The 16929-nt window shown below is 66.6% G+C and carries 15 protein-coding genes; 7 read left to right on the top strand and 8 right to left on the bottom strand.

What is annotated here, in order from left to right; translation table 11 throughout:
* The first annotated feature begins 1 nt into the window (after position 1).
* The 4 genes from G370_RS0102420 to G370_RS0102405 all read left to right on the top strand — a co-directional run bounded on the left by G370_RS0102420 (position 2) and on the right by G370_RS0102405 (position 4213).
* On the top strand, positions 2–412 hold the full coding sequence (locus tag G370_RS0102420; protein ID WP_019659172.1) for a hypothetical protein: 411 nt from the start codon (positions 2–4) through the stop codon (positions 410–412).
* Positions 413–536: 124 nt separating this feature from the next.
* On the top strand, positions 537–2129 hold the full coding sequence (locus G370_RS0102415; RefSeq protein ID WP_019659171.1) for a M20/M25/M40 family metallo-hydrolase: 1593 nt from the start codon (positions 537–539) through the stop codon (positions 2127–2129).
* Between the two features lie 154 nt (positions 2130–2283).
* Positions 2284–3687, top strand: a complete 1404-nt coding sequence (gene gltX, locus G370_RS0102410) for a glutamate--tRNA ligase (protein ID WP_019659170.1) — start codon at positions 2284–2286, stop codon at positions 3685–3687.
* Between the two features lie 34 nt (positions 3688–3721).
* Positions 3722–4213, top strand: a complete 492-nt coding sequence (locus G370_RS0102405; protein WP_004150412.1) for a Fur family transcriptional regulator — start codon at positions 3722–3724, stop codon at positions 4211–4213.
* A gap of 70 nt (positions 4214–4283) precedes the next feature.
* Here the strand turns inward: G370_RS0102405 and G370_RS0102400 are convergent, their stop codons facing one another.
* From G370_RS0102400 to G370_RS0102380, 5 genes are all read right to left on the bottom strand, one after another.
* Positions 4284–5432, bottom strand: a complete 1149-nt coding sequence (locus G370_RS0102400; protein WP_019659169.1) for an HlyD family secretion protein — start codon at positions 5430–5432, stop codon at positions 4284–4286.
* Positions 5433–5442: 10 nt separating this feature from the next.
* Positions 5443–7116: an MFS transporter gene (locus tag G370_RS0102395; protein ID WP_019659168.1), complete on the bottom strand. Its 1674-nt coding sequence runs from the start codon at positions 7114–7116 to the stop codon at positions 5443–5445.
* Positions 7116–7682 (bottom strand): TetR/AcrR family transcriptional regulator, encoded by a 567-nt coding sequence (locus G370_RS0102390; RefSeq protein WP_019659167.1) that lies wholly within the window; start codon positions 7680–7682, stop codon positions 7116–7118. The genes G370_RS0102395 and G370_RS0102390 overlap by 1 nt, the downstream gene beginning before the upstream one ends.
* 201 nt (positions 7683–7883) lie before the next feature.
* Positions 7884–8333, bottom strand: coding sequence for a hypothetical protein (locus tag G370_RS0102385; protein WP_019659166.1), 450 nt, complete (start codon positions 8331–8333; stop codon positions 7884–7886).
* 170 nt (positions 8334–8503) lie between these two features.
* The gene (locus G370_RS0102380; RefSeq protein ID WP_019659165.1) at positions 8504–10711 is read right to left on the bottom strand and encodes a TonB-dependent receptor; all 2208 of its coding nucleotides are present in this window, start codon (positions 10709–10711) and stop codon (positions 8504–8506) included.
* A 136-nt stretch (positions 10712–10847) separates the two neighbouring features.
* Between G370_RS0102380 and G370_RS0102375 the strand changes: the two genes are divergently transcribed.
* A complete protein-coding gene (locus tag G370_RS0102375) occupies positions 10848–11261 on the top strand; it encodes a MerC domain-containing protein (RefSeq protein ID WP_019659164.1) in 414 nt (137 codons plus the stop codon).
* A 110-nt stretch (positions 11262–11371) separates the two neighbouring features.
* On the top strand, positions 11372–11551 hold the full coding sequence (locus G370_RS0102370; protein ID WP_004150462.1) for a 30S ribosomal protein THX: 180 nt from the start codon (positions 11372–11374) through the stop codon (positions 11549–11551).
* 129 nt (positions 11552–11680) lie between these two features.
* Here G370_RS0102370 and G370_RS0102365 read toward each other — a convergent pair whose 3' ends face one another.
* The 3 genes from G370_RS0102365 to G370_RS0102355 form a co-directional block, all read right to left on the bottom strand.
* On the bottom strand, positions 11681–12931 hold the full coding sequence (locus tag G370_RS0102365) for an alkaline phosphatase family protein (RefSeq protein ID WP_019659163.1): 1251 nt from the start codon (positions 12929–12931) through the stop codon (positions 11681–11683).
* A 409-nt stretch (positions 12932–13340) separates the two neighbouring features.
* Positions 13341–13832, bottom strand: coding sequence for a methylated-DNA--[protein]-cysteine S-methyltransferase (locus G370_RS0102360; protein ID WP_019659162.1), 492 nt, complete (start codon positions 13830–13832; stop codon positions 13341–13343).
* Positions 13829–15307, bottom strand: coding sequence for a DNA-3-methyladenine glycosylase 2 (locus G370_RS0102355; RefSeq protein WP_019659161.1), 1479 nt, complete (start codon positions 15305–15307; stop codon positions 13829–13831). Before G370_RS0102355 ends, G370_RS0102360 begins: the two co-directional genes overlap by 4 nt.
* A gap of 444 nt (positions 15308–15751) precedes the next feature.
* Between G370_RS0102355 and G370_RS0102350 the strand changes: the two genes are divergently transcribed.
* Positions 15752–16912, top strand: coding sequence for a COG3904 family protein (locus G370_RS0102350; RefSeq protein ID WP_019659160.1), 1161 nt, complete (start codon positions 15752–15754; stop codon positions 16910–16912).
* The last annotated feature ends 17 nt before the right edge of the window (positions 16913–16929 follow it).

Below are 16929 nucleotides of genomic sequence, written 5' to 3'. Positions count from 1 at the left end.
CATGAGTTGGCGCCAGGGATTGCGGCAACGGGCACGGCAGGGTATTCCGGCCCTGTTGGAAGTGGATGCACTGCTGCAGGCACATGGCGTGCTGGCGGCCCTGCCGGGGGCACGGATCGCCCCCGGCCTGGTCCGCTTCCAGCTGGCGGCGGCGACCTGCCAAGGACTGCGGGGCAAGGGCCTGGGCTGGTTGCAGGGTGCGCGGCAGGGACGTGGCGCAGTGGCCGGACGGGTGCCGCGCTACCGGCCATGGAAGGCCGGGGCGGAAGCGCTGGCCGAAATCGGCATCGACGGCCTGCCCGATGACTGGCCCGCGCATGCGGCGGTGTACGGCTGCTGCAGCGTCGACCGGCGGCACTGGTTGTTGTTGCTGCCGGAGCGGGCGCAGTTGTGGTTGGGGTGGAGGGGGTGATCGGGTTGTTCATCCACGCATGGCGTGGATCTACTGCTGTCCATGACCGATGGGACGGTATCGGCGCGCCCCTGCTGGCTAGACTCGATGGGTTGAAGATCGAGCCGAAGGGCAGGGGTGCGATGTGTTGAAGTGGGGCGTGCTGGCCGCAGCGCTGGTGATGGGTGGCAATGCAGGGGCGCAGCAGCGCGAGACGGTGGACCTGGACATGGTCAGCCGCATCCGCCAGGAGGCCTTCCACCGGTCGCAGGTGATGGACACCTTCAGTTACCTCACCGAACGCATTGGACCGCGGTTGACCAACTCGCCGGCGATGGGCCGCGCCAATGCGTGGACCCGCGGCAAGTTCAACGAATGGAAGCTGGACAACGTCCACGACGAGGCCTTCGATGATTTCGGCCGTGGCTGGGAATTCACCTCGGCGAGCGTGGAAATGCTGGGTGACCGCGTGCAGCCGCTGCATGCGCTGCCCAAGGCCTGGACCCCCGGTACGAAGGGCCCGGTCGAAGGCGAGCTGGTGCAGGTCGACATCAAGAAGCCCGAAGACATAGAGAAGTACCGCGGCAAGCTGCGTGGCAAGATCCTCCTGCTGGGCGAGGCACGCGAATACAAGCGGGGCACCGAGCCCGATTCGCACCGCCACGACGCCACCTCGCTGGAGGGCCTGCAGGAGTTCACCCTGCCCAAGGACAAGAACGCCACCGCCGAGCGCGCCAGGCGGGTCACGGAATACCAGGAACGCCAGCAGCTGGCGGCCAAGGTCAATGCCTTCTTCGTGGAAGAGGGCGCGCTGGCCTCGATCAGCATCAGCGGCTGGGACAACGGCATCATCCGCGTTGCCGGTGGTGGTTCGCGCAAGGCCGGTGAGTCGGTGGGCATTCCCGAGCTGGCGATGATCAGCGAGCACTTCAATCCGCTGGTACGCGCGCTGGAGGCCAAGCAGACCGTGCGCCTGCGCGTGGATGTGGCCGCACGCTTCACCGACGAGGCCGACCAGCCCGGCTACAACACGCTGGCCGAGATCCGTGGCAGCAGCAAGCCCGATGAAGTGGTGATGATCGGCGCGCACCTGGATTCCTGGCACAGCGGCACCGGTGCGGCCGACAACGCCGCCGGCGTGGCGGTGATGATGGAGGCGATGCGCATCCTCAAGGCCACCGGCGCCAAGCCCAGGCGCACCATCCGCGTGGCGCTGTGGAGCGGCGAGGAGCAGGGCCTGATCGGCTCGCAGGCCTATGTGGCCAAGCACTTCGGCAAGTTCCCGGAGCCGACCGACCCGGCGCAGAAGGCGCTGCCGGCGTCGCTGCGCGAGCCGACCGGCGCACTGCAGAAGACCCGCGACTACGGCAAGTTCCAGGTCTACTTCAACATGGACAACGGCTCGGGCCGCTTCCGTGGCATCTACGCTCAGGAGAACCTGGCGGCCATGCCCATCTTCGAAGCCTGGCTGGCGCCGTTCCATGACGTGGGCGCCACCACCGTGGCCACCCGCAACACTGGCAGCACCGACCACATCAGCTTCGACCGCATCGGCCTGCCGGGCTTCCAGTTCATCCAGGACCGGCTGGACTACTTCACCAATGTCCACCACAGCCACCTGGACACCTGGGACCACGCCGAACCGGAAGACCTGAAGCAGGCCGCTGCCATCGTCGCCTCATTCGCCTACAACGCCGCGATGCGCGAGCAGCCGTTCCCGCGCAAGGTGGAACCGTAAAAGGGGACGGAGGGGATTAAGTCGCATCTCCCCTCCGTTTCCCGGTTGCAGTGCCCACGGGCTGGGCAATCGCGACTTAATCCCCTCCGTCCCCTTTTTCCGTCGGGGGCGGCGGGCTGGTAAAATCGGGGGATTCCCGTTCCTCGAGCCGTCCATGACCTGCCGCACCCGCTTCGCCCCCAGTCCCACCGGCTACCTCCACATCGGTGGTGCCCGCACCGCGCTGTACTGCTGGCTGGAGGCCCGCCACCGTGGCGGCGAGTTCGTGCTGCGCATCGAGGACACCGACCGTGAACGCAGCACCCAGGGTGCGATCGACGCCATCCTGGAGGCGATGGAGTGGCTGGGCCTGGACTATGACGAAGGCCCGATCTACCAGACCGACCGCGTTGCCCGTTACCAGGAAGTGGCCGAGCAGCTGATCGCCGAGGGCAAGGCGTACTACGCCTACGAGACCCGCGAAGAGCTGGACGCGATGCGCGAGGCTGCCATGGCCAGGCAGGAGAAGCCGCGCTACAACGGCGCTGCGCGCGATCTGGGCCTGCCCTACAGGGACGACCCGAACCGCGTCATCCGCTTCAAGAATCCGCTGGAAGGCACGGTGGTGTTCGACGACCTGATCAAGGGCCGCATCGAGATCGCCAACAGCGAGCTGGATGACATGGTGATCTTCCGCCCGGACGGCTACCCCACCTACAACTTCGCGGTGGTGGTGGACGACTGGGACATGGGAATCACCGAGGTCATCCGCGGCGACGACCACATCAACAACACCCCGCGCCAGATCAACCTGTACGAAGGCATTGGTGCGCCGGTGCCGAAGTTCGGCCACATGCCGATGATCCTGGACGAGCAGGGCGCCAAGTTGTCCAAGCGCACCGGCGCGGCCGACGTGATGCAGTACAAGGACGCCGGCTACCTGCCCGATGCGCTGCTGAGCTACCTGGCCCGTCTCGGCTGGTCGCACGGTGACCAGGAGCTGTTCAGCCGCCAGGAGCTGATCGAGCTGTTCGACGTGAAGGACTGCAACTCCAAGGCCTCGCGACTGGACATGGCCAAGCTGGGCTGGGTCAACCAGCACTTCCTGAAGACCGAGGATGTGGCCGCGATCGTGCCGCATCTGGTCTACCAGCTGCAGAAGCTGGGGCTGGACGTGGCTGCCGGACCGGCACCGGAGGACGTGGTGATCGCCCTGCGTGAACGCGTGCAGACCCTGAAGGAAATGGCCGAAAAGGCCGTGGTCTGGTACCAGCCGCTGACCGAGTACGATGACGCGGCGGTGGCCAAGCACTTCAAGGCCGGTGCCGAGGTGGCGCTGGGCAAGGCCCGCGAGCTGCTGGCAGCCCTGCCGGAATGGACCGCCGAATCGGTGGGCGTGGCCCTGCATGACGCGGCCGCAGCGCTGGAGATCGGCATGGGCAAGGTCGCCCAGCCGCTGCGCGTGGCCATCACCGGCACCCAAGTCAGCCCTGACATTTCCCATACCGTGTACCTGGCCGGCCGCGAGCAGGCCTTGAAACGCATTGATGTGGCCATCACCAAGGTAGCAACGGCCTGAGGCATCCTTGCCAGGCCCGAACCGGAGAACACGCATGCCCGCCAAGACCGCCACTGCCTGTACGGCCCCGCACCACCACGTCCACGATGCATCGGATTTTGTGGCGGTGGTCGAGCGCGTCTCGCGCGAACGCGGGCTGCGCCTGACCCCGATCCGCGCCAATGTGCTGAAGCTGATCGCCGAGGCCGGCAAGCCGGTCAAGGCCTACGAGCTGCTGGAATGGGTGCGCAACGGCAAGGGCGTGGGCGCTGATGCCCCGCCCACCGTGTACCGCGCGCTGGATTTCCTGATGGCCAATGGCTTCGTGCACAAGCTGGAGTCGGTCAATGCCTTCGTGGCCTGCCACCATCCCAGCAGCGCCGCGCATTCGGTGCCGTTCCTGATCTGCAACAGCTGCCACAGCGCGGTGGAGCTGGAAGACCGCGAAATCGTCACCCAGCTGGAGAAGCGCGCCAAGGAGCTGGGTTTCCAGCCGCAGGCGCAGACTCTGGAAGTGCACGGCCTCTGCGCGCGCTGCGCGGGCTGAGCAATGGGTCCTGGGGTCAGATCCCTTTTGCCTTGGCAAAAGGGATCTGACCCCCGTTTCATGACAAACGCTAGTCCATCGGCTTGCTTGCGGTATCCACCCGCACGATCACCGACATGCCGGGCCGCAGTTGTGCCGCCAACTTCTGGCCCTCGTTGATCGAAATCCGTACCGGCAGCCGCTGCACCACCTTGGTGAAGTTGCCGCTGGCATTGTCCGGGCGCAGCACGCTGAATTCCGAACCGGTAGCCGGCGCGATCTCCTGCACGCGGCCCCGCAGCACCTGCCCCTGGAACGCGTCCACCGAGAACGTGGCCGGCTGGCCGATCGCCATGCCCCAGGTCTGGCCTTCCTTGTAGTTGGCCACCACCCACAACGTGTCAGGTACCAAAAACAGCAGCTGCGAGCCGGCAGCGACGTACTGGCCCACGCGCACGCTGGCCTCGCTGATCTGGCCGTCGCGCGGTGCGTGGATCACCGTGTTGGCCAGATCGATGCGGGCCAGTTCCAGCTGCGCCTGCGCGCTCTCCACCTGCGCCTCCAGGCTCTTGCGCGCCACCTGGGTCGATACCAGGGTTTCCTCGGCAATGCGGATCTGCGCCTGTGACTGCTGGACGCTGGCCTGTGCCGACGCCTGGGTGGTGCGGAACTTGTCGCGGTCGTTGACTGACACCAGTTGCTGCGCGGCCAGCTCCTCGTAGCGCTTCAGCTCGTTGCGTGAGCGTTGCAGCTCCGCCTGGCCGGCCGACAACGTGGCGTGTGCGGAGGCGATCTGCGCACGGTTCTGCGCCTGCGACTGGTCCGAGTTGGCCAACGCCGCGCGTGCGCTGTCCAGCGTCGCCTGCGCCTGGGCGACGCGCTGCGCGTAGATGCGGTCATCGATGCGCAGCAGCGGCTCGCCCTGCTTCACGTGCTGGAAGTCCTTCACCAGCACTTCGGTCACGTAGCCGTTCACCTGCGGCGCCATCACCGTGATTTGCCCGCGTACATAGGCGTTGTCGGTCACCATCACGCTGCTGGTGAATGGCCACAGGTGCCAGGCGCGCAGGATCAGCGCAATGCCCAGCAGGGCGACCACCACCATCACCACTACGCTGCGCGCGCTGGGCTTGAGGTACTTCGGCGCGACCGCCGGCTCAACGGGCGTGGGCGCAGGTGCCGCGTCGGTCGGCGGCGGAGGGGTCACGTTGTCGTCGGGTCGGGGCGGGACGGGAGGCATGGCGGAGGACTCAGCGGGGCGCGGCCGGCGTGGCCGCAGCGGGGGAAGTGGGGTGGCGCTTGCGCCATTGCTTGAGCACCGCGGTGCGCAGCGACAGCAGCAGCAACCAGCACAGGAAGCCGATGGCCAGCCAACCGCTCAATGTGAACACATCATTGAATCCACGCACGTTGGCTTCGCGGCGAGTGGTCTGCGCCAGCTGCGCGCTGCCCTGCGAACTGCGCAGCACCGGGTCGGTGATCTGTGCGCTGTACAGCTGCTGCTGGATGCGCAGGCGTTGTGCCACCACCGGGTCGGCCGGGTCGAGCTGGCTGGTCAATGCGCTGGAGTACAACTGCTCGCGATGCAGCTGGAAGGTGCCCAGCACCGCCGAGCCGGCCAGGCCACCCAGCGTCTGGGTGATCGACAGCGTCACCAGGAAGGTGATCATGTGATCCACGCCCTGTTTCAACGCGGCAGAGATGCCGAGCATGATCAGCGGGCCCATGAACATACCGGCACCGACCGAGGCCAGGAACTGGCTGGCGTAGAAGTCGTGCGGCCGATCCATGCTGGTGCGGTGCTGGTCGAAGAACGCGGCGGCGCCCAGCAGCAGGATCGCCATCAGCAGCTGGGGGATCAGCCGCTTCGGGCCGAAGGTCAGCGATGCACCGGCGATGCCGGTGACCACGCCCGCCAGGATCACCACGAACAGCGGGCGCATCTGGTCAGGCCCCATGCCCAGCGTGCGCATCAGGTTGACCACGCCGTAGGACTGCTCGGTGGTGAGGAAGCGGATCAGGAACGCACCGACGATGAAGTGCAGTACCGGCAGCGTCGACAGCCAGCGGATCTGCAGCAGCGGATTGCGCCGGTAGTGCTCGATGATGAAGGCGGTGGTGGACAGCACGATCGAGGCGACCAGTGACCAGCCCAGCCATGGTGTGTTGAGCCACCAGCGGGTGTAGCCCTGCGCCAGCACGATCACCAGCAGGGCGACGGCCGGTGCGAGCAGGGCGAACGTGAGGAAGTCCAGCGGCTCGAACGCCTTCACCTGGATGCCGGGCGGCAGCTTCAACACTACCACTGCCGCGAACGCGCACAGTGCCAGCCCGGCCTCAAACGAGTAGAGCTGGTGCCACTGGCCGGTATCGACCAGGCCAGGCGACACGATCCAGGCGATCGGCACCGCCAGCTGCGAGAGGCCGACACCGACCACCAGCAGATTGCCGGTGAAGCGCCGCGGCAGCGCCTGCAGCATGTACAGCGTGCCCAAGGTCGAACAGGCCGCGCCGGCGAAGCCGCTGGCGGCTCGGGTCAGCATCGTGGTCTCGAAGCTGCCGACGAACAGGTGCAGGACCGCCAACGCCGCGTACAGGCCCAGCCCGATTTCGGCGAACAGGCGGATGCCGTATTGCTGGCGGAACTTGAAGGCCAACAGGTTGGCGGTGACGTTGACCATCGCATAGGCCGCTACCAGCCAGCTGCCCTGGGTCGGGGTCAGCGCCAGCTGGCCCTGCAGGAACGGCAGGTTGGCGGTAACCAGCGCATTGCCGAGGCCGCCGGTGATCGCCACCAGCAACGATACCAGCGCATAGGCCGCACGCCGGTACGGCGGGTGCCAGGGCATCGACGCCGAGCCGGGCATGGTCGGCTTCTCATGTTCCTCCCAATCCGGAACCGGCTTCAGATACGGCTGGACCATCAACGGGCCTCGCTGGCAGCTCCCTGGAGACCCCCACGCAACAGTTGCAGGGCGCGCCCGGCCAACTGGGCGCGCTCGTCGCGGGTCTTGCCGCGCAGGGCCGCACCCAGCATGCCCGAGATCAGTGAAATATCCGTCTTTTCCAGGTCGGCACGGCACAGTCCGGCGGCCTTGGCGCGCGCGATCGGTTCCTCCAGCAGGTCGCGCACGGTCTCGCGCGCAGCGCGCATGGACGGCACGTCCGAATCGACCGCACGCCAGTAATCGGCTAGCGCTGGCGAATCGATGATGCGCTGGGCCATGCCCTCGAACACCTCGAACAGGGCGTCGTCGCGGTCACCGAGCTGTTCGACCTGGCGCCGGATGCGGTCGACCGTGCGCTGCAGCAGCGCCTGGATCAGTGCGGTGCGGTCGGGGAAGTTGCGGTACAGGGTGGCGCGGCCCACCTGGGCACGTTCGACCACCAGGTCCAGCGGGGCGGTGACGCCATGTTGGCCGAACACATGATCGGCGGCATCGAGGATGAGGGCACGGCGGGCAGCAGCATCGGCACGTTGAGCGGTCATGGATTGATTTTCGGACAAGATTGTCCGTTTGGCGAGACAGTGAGTGACGGGATTGTCCGGTTGTTGTCGTACGCACACCTTTGTGACGGATGTGTGATGGCGTCGCATCGATATGCAGGAACCCCATGGCTCCCGGAGGGGGCAGTAGATCCACGCCATGCGTGGATGAGTATCTGGAACGGATGGGAGCTGGCTAGCGGCTCACTGATCCACCTTTCCAGTTTTCTTCCTGCTCTTGATGAAATCAATGAACCCCTTCTTATGGCCCTCAAAGACACGACGGCCGTACTTCCGGTACTGCGGTTCAAATAGTGTGTAGGCCCCATCCAGGTCTCCGGACTCGAACTGGATGGTAGCGGCGAGTTCGTCCATGTACTCGGTCGCGCCTTCGCCCTCTCCATAGATGCCTCTGGCGACCATCGCCCACGCTCTGGCCTTCTCAAACTGAGCGGTATCGCGATAGAAGACAGCTATTCCATACGATGTAATCTGGCCGTAGTCATAAGCAGACTTCGGCTCCGGAATCATGTCCCAGCTTTCAAGGAAGCAATGCTCTGCCTCCGCAATATCGCCGGCCAGCCAAGCGGTTCTGCCGCGCTTGGCAATTGCAAGGAAGCGTTCTTCCAGTTCGGCATCGAGACTCAGGGCCATGCAAATGTTTCCGCTCAGTTTGTCTATTGGATTGACACCGGGCTGAGTCTAGTCGTGTAGCAGATGGTGATGCGTCGGTAGTGCGCCGCTTCCACCAGTTCATGCCATATGCGACAAAGAAAAGGGGGCCTTTCGGCCCCCTCAGGTAATGTTTCGACGGCGTAGGCCGATCAGAAGAACGCGCGGATGCCGAATGCGACGCCACGGCCCGGCAGTGGCGAGTAGTCGCGCAGCAGCGAGGTATGCGGACGCACTTCGCGGTTGGTCAGGTTGCTGCCATCCAGGAACACCTCGTAGCTGTTGCTGGCGTTGCGGTCCCAACGATAGGCCAGGTGTGCATCGACCAAGGTGTAGCCGTCGCTCGGGGCTTCGTTCTGGGCGACATCCTTCTGGCGGCTGTAGCGCACCGCACCGACCGAGGCACGCCAGCCATCCTTCGACCAGCGCAGGTCGGCGCCGACGCGGGCCGGGGCAATACGCGGCAGGTAGCCGGTGTTGGCCAGTTCCACGTTGTAATTGTGGTTGTGGTCGCCGTGCGGCACGGCGATGTCGAGGTTGCGGCTGCCGCTGCCATCCAGCTTGGCCTTCACGTAGTCACCGAACAGGCGCAGATCCCAGTCACCGGCGCCACCCTCGAACAGGTGCACCAGCGCTTCGGCCTCGGCACCGCGGAACACCGCGTCCTGCTGGGTCCAGGCGCGGACCGGCAGGCCTTCGGTAACACCGGTGTCGGCCAGGTAGATGAAGTCCTTGAACCTGGTCTGGTAGACCGACGCGGAGAAGTCCAGGCGCTCACTGTGAGTGTGGATACCCAGTTCCACGCGCTGGCCGCGCTCGGTCTTCAGGTTGGCGTCGCCGATCTCCAGCGAACGGGTGGCGATGTGGGCGCCGGCGGCATACAGCTCCTCGTTGGTGGGTGCACGCTCGGAGCTGTCCACGCCGATACGCAGGTCAACGGCGTCGTTGAGCTTCCAGATGCCGGCGGCAGACAGGTTGGTGGCGCCGAACGTGCGGCGCCGGTAATCACCGGTCGGGTCCAGCTTGACCTGGTCGTGGCGGCCGCCCAGTTCCAGCTTCAACGGTCCGAACTGCTTTTCCTGCAGCACGAACAGGCCGATGTTCTTCGTGCCTGTATCCGGAACGAACGCCTCTTCGCCCTTGGCACCGAAATCACTGTTGCCGAACTGCAGGCCGAAGGCACCGTCCCAGCCACCGATCTGGTGCTGCACCGCTTCCAGGCGCGCTTCGATGCCACGGTTGGTGAAGCGGGTCGACGGCGTGCCGGCCTCCAGCTCCACGTGCTCGTAGTCGGTATAGGCCACGCGTGCGTTGATGTTCTTCAGGAACGAGACCGGGTCATAGATGCCGGCCTTGGTCTCGAAGCGGTTCTGCACCATGTCGATGCGCACGTCATGCTCGTCACCGCCTTCCTCTTCGTCGCCATGGTCGTGGCCGTGGTCATGGCCGTGATCGTCGCCATCGGCGTGCACGTGTGCGCCGTTGGGAATGCCGTAGTTGGTGCGGTAGGTGCTGGCCGACACGCCGAAGTAGCCGCCTTCGCCCAGCCAGGTCGCACCGACGCCACCGGCGCGGGTGCGGATCGAGCTGTTGTCGAGGCGGCCGCGACGCGGCTCTTCGCCTTCCTCGCCCGCGTGGTCATGGTCGTGGTCGTCATGGTGGTCTTCCAGGCTGTCGATCACCGCGTAGCCAGGGATACGGTAGTCGTCGCCATTGCGCACCAGGCCGTCCACATGAAGCACGACATTGCCGCTGACGCCATCGAGGCGGAACATGCCGCTGCGCTCGTTGTTCACCGAATTGCCGCGCAGTTCGGCGCGGCCGCTGAGCGGCCGCTCCGGCAGCTCCCGTGCGATGCGGCCATCGACCACGTTGACCGCACCACCGATGGCACCGCTGCCGAACAGCAGCGTGGCCGGGCCCTTCAGCACTTCGATCTGGTCGGCCAGGAACGGCTCGATGCTGGTGGCGTGGTCGGCACTGACGGTAGAGGCATCCATGTTGCCCATGCCGTTGGACAGCACGGCCACACGCGGGCCTTCCTGGCCGCGGATGATCGGGCGGCCGACGCCGGGCCCGAAGAAGGTGCTCTGTACGCCGGGCAGCTTGGCCACGGTATCGCCGAGGGTGCCGGCCTTCTGCTCGTCCAGGCGGTCACCGGCCAGAACCTCCACCGGGCGGGCCAGCGATTCGGCATCGCCCTGCAGTGGCGACGCGGTGACCTGCACCGACGACAGTTCAGTCAGGTGGCGGTCACGATGGGAATCGTCTTCGCTGGCGGCGAAGGCAACGGTCGGAAGCAGGGCGGCGAGGGCCAGGGCCAGGGAATGCGGCTTGAGCCGTGGGGTGTGGGCAGGCATGGATCGGTCCTTTGTTACAATGTATCAATCGCAGGGCGCACGAATCCCGCCGATGGGAGAGGGGGAGGGGAAACCGTGCGGTTCGGGGATGGATGTTATATTATTCCATAACGATTCGCCGACCCTGCTGGAAGTCATGTCCCTGTCCTCACGCCTGCGCCATCTGCTCGACCGTTTCGGCGCTACCGGTTCGATGCTGTGCGCGGTGCACTGCGCGGTGATTCCCGTACTGCTGGCGGCGGCGCCTTCGCTGGGCCTGTCGTTCTGGCTGGGCGATGGCGTGGAGCAGGCGCTGGTGGTGTTCGTGACCCTGCTCGGGCTGTTCAGCCTGGTATGGGGCTACCGCCGCCACGGCGCGCTGCGCGCGCTGGGCTTCCTGATTCCCGGCCTGGTGGCGTTGTGGGCCGGCGTGCTGTACGACCCGTTGCACCACAATGCGGTGCCGCACGCGGTGGTGATGACCGTCGGCGGCCTGCTGGTGGGTGTGGCCCATCTGGTCAACCTGCGCCTCAACCACGGTCACGTGCACGACGCCAGCTGCGCGCACTAGGCGCTCCATGGTAGGATTTTCGATCGTGCGCGGGGGCGCCCAGCAAGGCGGCCCCGCCGAACCCGTGTCAGTACGGGGTAACCAGATTTCACACTTGAGGAGTTGAAGACATGGGTAAGGGTGACCGCAAGACCGCCAAGGGCAAGCGCTACAACGCCAGCTACGGCAACGCCCGTTCGCACACCGCGAGCAAGGTCGCCGTAGGCGCCGCCGCCCCGGTTGCCAAGAAGACCGTGGCCAAGGCTCCGGCGAAGAAGGCTGTGGCGAAGAAGGCCGTCGCCAAGGCCTGATCCGGCCGACCGACCGGTCCAAAGAAAAACGCGGCGCCTGGCGCCGCGTTTTTTTTATGCACGTTCTTGTAGAGCCGAGCCCATGCTCGGCGCAATGCAGCCGAGCGTGGGCTCGGCTCTACAATCGGATCAGCGCAGGGTCTTCTTCAGCGTTTCCGGATTTCCGTCGTTCGGCGCGGCCGGCACCTGCAGCAGGTGCGCCAGCAGCGGGTAGACGTCGACATTGTCGAAGCCATCGATCACCAAACCCTGTCGGAATGACGGGCCGCTGGCCACGAACACGGCTCGCATGGAGGGCAGGGCATTGTCGTAGCCATGCGAGCCGCGATCCTGATGGTCGCGCTTGGCGATCTTCTCCTGGTGCAGGGCATCCCAGCCTTCATCCATGACACAGACGATGGCCGGAACCCGCGGATGCGTGCCGTAGTGCCAGCGTGCCGGCAGGTTCTCCTTCTTCCAGCACTGATAGTGCCCGTGGCGTCCGAGCAGGGCGCGTTCGGCTTCCGCTTCGCGGCCGGCGACCGGCGCAAAACCCACCGACTGGCCCTGGCTGACATTGCGCGCGATGGCCGGGTCGGCCATCGACTCGGTGGAGATCACCTGGCCGACCGGCACGCTGGCCATGCCATGGTCAGAGACCACGATCACGTTGGTGGTCGCGGCCAGGCCGCGCTGCTGCAGCCCATCGAGCACCTGGCCGACGATCTGGTCGGCGCGCACGATGGCGTCGGCATACTGCTTCGACTCGGGGCCGTAGTTGTGGCCGGCCTTGTCCACGTGTTCCATGTACAGCGTGGTGAGGCGCGGTGCATCAGCATCGGTCTGCGCCAGCCAGTCGAGCACGATGCCGGCCCGCTGTTCCAGCGGTTGCTTGCCGTCGTACACGCGCCACTTGCTGGGGCGCACGCCGCGGATTTCAGACTCACTGCCCGGCCACGCCGTGGTGGCCGAACGTACGCCAGCGTTCTCGGCACTGACCCAGATCGGTTCGCCACCCCACCAGCCGCTGGTGGTGACCGCGTCGCGGTTGCTCAGTTCGAAACGGCCCAGGGTTGCATCGTCCATGCTGTTGTTGACGATGCCGTGGTGGTCCGGACGCAGGCCGGTGACGATGGTGTAGTGGTTGGGGAAGGTCAGCGACGGATAGGACGGCGTCATCCAGCGTGCACGCACGCCGCCGTCGATCAGTCGCTGCAGGTTCGGGGTCAGGCCGCGGTCCAGCGCGTCGGCACGCAGGCCATCGATGGAGATCAGCAGCAGCTTGGGCGGCGCAGCCGCAGCGACGGGTGTGGGAACGGAGGCGGAAGGGGCGGGCGCGGTGGTGCAGGCGGCCAATGGCAGCAGCAGCGCCAGCGCGCAGGTCAGGCGTACGGAAGTCATCCGCGCATGATAGTGCGAGGTAATGACGCGCCCAAGACACGGCGCACTATTGCGCGCCGTGTCCGCGCATTTTTCCTTATCCCCGCGCCTGTCGGCGCGCCCCCTTCAACAAGAAGGGGGCTTTTCTCCAGACAGTTTACAGACGCTTCCATCCACGCATGGCGTGGATCTACCGCGTCGACCAAGGTCGACACCTACCCACCGCCGCGGGAATCTGTCGAAGGTGGGGCGGTGTGGGTGGGCAGGACCGTTGGCGCCATGGATGGCGCCAACGAGCCCCCATGGATGGGTTTACGGCGTGTCCTGCCCACCCATACCGCCCCACCCAACGCGTAGAAAATCGGAGCTGTATTGGCTCTTGACCTTGCGGTTGCCTCTGCGGGTGCCGGGCGCAGCCCGGCCAGCCCTCTCAGGCGAACAGCGGGGCCTGGCGTTGTTCCAGCCGCAGCAGCGCCGCCTTGATTTCCAGGCCGCCGCCGAAACCGGTCAGTGCGCCGTTGCTGCCGATCACGCGGTGGCAGGGCAGGATGATCGGCAGCGGGTTGCGCCCGTTGGCTGCACCGACCGCACGGGTCGCGCTGGGTTGGCCCAGGTGCTGCGCCAGCTGCAGGTAGCTCCAGGTCTGGCCGAACGGAATCAACGCCAGCGCCTGCCACACACGCAGCTGGAACGGCGTGCCGCGTGGTGCCAGCACAAGGTCGAAGCTGCTGCGTTCGCCGTGCAGGAACTGCAGCAGTTGCTCGCGCGCTTCCGGCAGCGCATCCGGTGCGTAGTGCCAGTCATCGCGCCCGCGTGCCGGATGGCGGTTCTCGGGGAAAAGCACATGTGACAGGCCACGTTCGTCACCGGCGATGGTCAACACGCCGATCGGGCTGTCGAAACGGTCGAACAACAGGGTCATGTCGGTTCTCCAACGAACGTGCCGGACAGGTGCCACAGGTGCAGCACCGCGTAGGCGCGCCACGGCCGCCACGGTTGCGAGCGCGCTTCGGTTGCACGTTCGCTCAGGCGCTGGCCCTGCGCGTGGCCGAGCACCTGCTGCAGTACAAGATCGCCGGCCGGGAACGCATCGGGCTGGCCGAGCCCGCGCAGGGCGATGTACTGCGCCGTCCACGGGCCGATGCCGGGCAGCGCGACGCAGCGCGCAACGAATTCCTCCAATGCCTGCCCGGGCGCGAAGTCGAGCTGGCCGCTGGCGCAGGCGGCCGCCAGCGCACGCACGGTGGCGGCGCGGCTGCGCGGCAGGCCGATCGATTCCAGGGGCGCTTCGGCCAGCACCTCGGGCGCCGGGAACTGGCGATCGAATTCCGATGGCATGCCCGGTAGGTGCGCGCCATAGGCGTCGACCAGGCGCCGCGCGAAGGTGGTGGCTGCGGCCACACTGACCTGCTGTCCGAGCACGGCGCGTACGCCCACCTCGAAGCCATCCCAGCCGCCGGGTACGCGCAGCCCGGGGCGTTCGGCGATACCGCGCGCCAGCAAGGGTTCTTCGCTCAGCGCGGCGTGCACCTGCTGCAGGTCCGCGTCCAGATCGAATACGCGGCGCACGCGGCGCACGATGTCCGGAATCAGACGCGGATCGACCGCGCCCAGCTGCAGGCGCAACTCCGGGCGCTTCGGGTCGGCGGTGACCCGCAGCAGGGTGGGGCGTTCGGGCGTGCCCAGCACACGCTGGTAGCTGTCTTCGCCGATCAGTTCGATGCCAGGCAGGCTGCGTTTGCGCAGGAAGGCCAACATGCGCGGGAAGTCCAGCGGCGGGCGATACACCAGGCGCAGCACCAGGCCGCCGTCATCGGCGGCCAGCGGCTGGTGCTGGCGACGCAGCGCCGTCGGTGCCATGCCGCAACCCTGCAGGAAGGCGGTGTTGAAGCGGCGCAGGCTGTTGTAGCCGGCGGCCAGCGCAACGTCGGTCACCGGCAGCGTGGTCTCGGTCAGCAGTTGCTTGGCCAGCAGCAGGCGATGGGTGGCGTGGATCTGCGCCGGCGTCGCGCCCAGGTGTTCAACGAACAGGCGCTGCAGCTGGCGCGCGCTCAGGCCGATCTTCTGCGCGAGGTCCGCGACGGGCTGCTCCTGAAGGAAGCCGCCATGGATCAGGGCGAGTGCGCGCTGCACGGTCTGCCCGGCCAATGCCTGCTGGGCCTGCGGTGCCAGTTCAGGACGGCAGCGCAGGCACGGGCGGTAGCCGGCAGCTGCGGCCGCAGCGGCGGTGGGGTAGTAGGTGATGTTGCGCGGCTTCGGTGGCGGTGCCGGGCACACCGGGCGGCAGTAGATGCCGGTGCTGCGCACGGCGGTGAAGAACACGCCGTCGAAGCGCGCGTCGCGGGCCAGGCGGGCACGGTCGCAGGCGGCGGTGTCGAGGGCGAGGGCGGTATCCATGGCGCCAGTCTAGGCGTGTGCGGCTGGAGATACTCGCCACATTCGGACATGGATGCTGAAGAGGGTTGGGCAGGGCTGCGCCCTGCACCCGCAGAGGCAACAGCAACAGCAGGCTTCCTGCGGGAGGGCGGGGTGGGGCCGGTGGCAGGGGGCGCTGCAAGCACGTCCCTGTAGCTCGGTCGCGCCATCCATGGCGCTCACGCCCCTGCCACCGGACCCACCCCGCCTTCGACAGTTCCCCGCGGCCTGCCGGAACGGCATCCCGCTCTGGGTGTCGACCTTGGTCGACACGGTAGATCCACGCCATGCGTGGATGGAGTGGTGCAAGACGCTGTAATGAAAAGGTTGGAGCCAGAGGGTCAGAAGGGGTTCAGTGCCACGCGCTGAACGGGTGCCCCGGACGGGTAGACTGTGGCTCCTGCTCACGTGAAGACTGGTTGCCCGATGTCCGCCAAACGCCGCTGGTTGCCCCTGTTGTGCCTGGCCCTGGCGGGCTGCAGCCAGCTGGAAAATCCGGGCAATGTGACTGCTGCCGACAAGGCGGCGCGGGCACCGGCCAGCGATGGCGAGAACATGGTGTCGATCAATGCGGCCGATGCACCGCCACCGCCAGCGCCGCCGCGCAGCCAGGCGGATCGGCCGTGGCCGCAGGCGCAGCTTGAGAATGGCCGTGCCTGGGTCAGCTGCAGCACGGAATATGCTGGCGATGCCGGCGACGGTGTCGAGCTGGAAGGCCTGCAGCGCGAGCAGATCACTCAGGCGCTGGCGCCGTGCGCCGAGCGCGGCCTGATGCGCGTGCGTTACGCCGGCAAGATCAATCCGGGCTTCGCCGAGATGATGTGGCGGTTGGCGGTGGTCGCCGACCAGCAGAAGATCCACAAGCGCATCCTCGATCTGGATTCCAGCGGCGGCCAGGTGGAATCGGCGATCGTTGCCGGTGACAGCATCGGTGAATCCGGCTGGACCATCTGGGTGCGCGAAGGCTCGATCTGCCACAGCGCCTGCGTGTTCGTGCTGGCCGCCGGTGACAACCGCCTGCTGTCGGGCAAGGTCGGCATCCACCGCATGATGCGGATCAGCTCCAAGGCCACCTCGCGCGCGGAACTCAACCGCGAGCTGCACGAGGTCTACGACAACGTGAAGGACTATTTGCAGCGCAATGGCGTGGCGGTGGGCGTGGCCGATCTGATGATGACCGTGCCCAACCGCAGCCTGCGCCTGCTGACTCCGGACGAGCTGCGCCAGTACGGCCTGGATGGGACCAATGCGGTGCAGGATGATCTGGAACGGATCAAGCAGATGCGTACCTGCGGCGATGATTTCGTGCAGCGCAAGGACGCGTTCCTGGTCGCCTTCGACCAGCAATGCAAGCGCGAAGGCGCCGACATGGAGTCGATCAACAGCTGCGGCCAGGCGTTGAAACAGCGCTTCGGCTTTCCCGACGCGGTGTGCCCGGACGAAAGCCCGCTGTCGGAGATCGATGTGGCGACGCTGCCCCCGGCACCGCCGGAACCGCCGATGGCCGAGCAGGCAGCCGACGATGCAGGCAAGTCTGCGGCGCAGGCCGATGCGGCGGCGGTGGAAGGCAACGCCCACGCGCGCTGACGAACCGCTCACCGCGC

The sequence above is a fragment of the Stenotrophomonas hibiscicola ATCC 19867 genome (assembly GCF_000382065.1).
Lineage (GTDB): Bacteria > Pseudomonadota > Gammaproteobacteria > Xanthomonadales > Xanthomonadaceae > Stenotrophomonas > Stenotrophomonas hibiscicola.
This window is presented reverse-complemented; position numbering and strand designations above follow the sequence as displayed.

Bases quoted from the DNA above. Each gene is read 5' to 3' on its own strand.
- G370_RS0102375 (WP_019659164.1), top strand. From the start codon at position 10,848: ATGTCCCTGTCCTCACGCCTGCGCCATCTGCTCGACCGTTTCGGCGCT.
- G370_RS0102390 (WP_019659167.1), bottom strand. From the start codon at position 7,682: ATGACCGCTCAACGTGCCGATGCTGCTGCCCGCCGTGCCCTCATCCTC.
- G370_RS0102405 (WP_004150412.1), top strand. From the start codon at position 3,722: ATGCCCGCCAAGACCGCCACTGCCTGTACGGCCCCGCACCACCACGTC.
- G370_RS0102370 (WP_004150462.1), top strand. From the start codon at position 11,372: ATGGGTAAGGGTGACCGCAAGACCGCCAAGGGCAAGCGCTACAACGCC.
- G370_RS0102355 (WP_019659161.1), bottom strand. From the start codon at position 15,307: ATGGATACCGCCCTCGCCCTCGACACCGCCGCCTGCGACCGTGCCCGC.
- G370_RS0102365 (WP_019659163.1), bottom strand. From the start codon at position 12,931: ATGACTTCCGTACGCCTGACCTGCGCGCTGGCGCTGCTGCTGCCATTG.
- G370_RS0102380 (WP_019659165.1), bottom strand. From the start codon at position 10,711: ATGCCTGCCCACACCCCACGGCTCAAGCCGCATTCCCTGGCCCTGGCC.
- G370_RS0102350 (WP_019659160.1), top strand. From the start codon at position 15,752: ATGTCCGCCAAACGCCGCTGGTTGCCCCTGTTGTGCCTGGCCCTGGCG.
- gltX (WP_019659170.1), top strand. From the start codon at position 2,284: ATGACCTGCCGCACCCGCTTCGCCCCCAGTCCCACCGGCTACCTCCAC.
- G370_RS0102395 (WP_019659168.1), bottom strand. From the start codon at position 7,116: ATGGTCCAGCCGTATCTGAAGCCGGTTCCGGATTGGGAGGAACATGAG.
- G370_RS0102400 (WP_019659169.1), bottom strand. From the start codon at position 5,432: ATGCCTCCCGTCCCGCCCCGACCCGACGACAACGTGACCCCTCCGCCG.
- G370_RS0102360 (WP_019659162.1), bottom strand. From the start codon at position 13,832: ATGACCCTGTTGTTCGACCGTTTCGACAGCCCGATCGGCGTGTTGACC.
- G370_RS0102420 (WP_019659172.1), top strand. From the start codon at position 2: ATGAGTTGGCGCCAGGGATTGCGGCAACGGGCACGGCAGGGTATTCCG.
- G370_RS0102385 (WP_019659166.1), bottom strand. From the start codon at position 8,333: ATGGCCCTGAGTCTCGATGCCGAACTGGAAGAACGCTTCCTTGCAATT.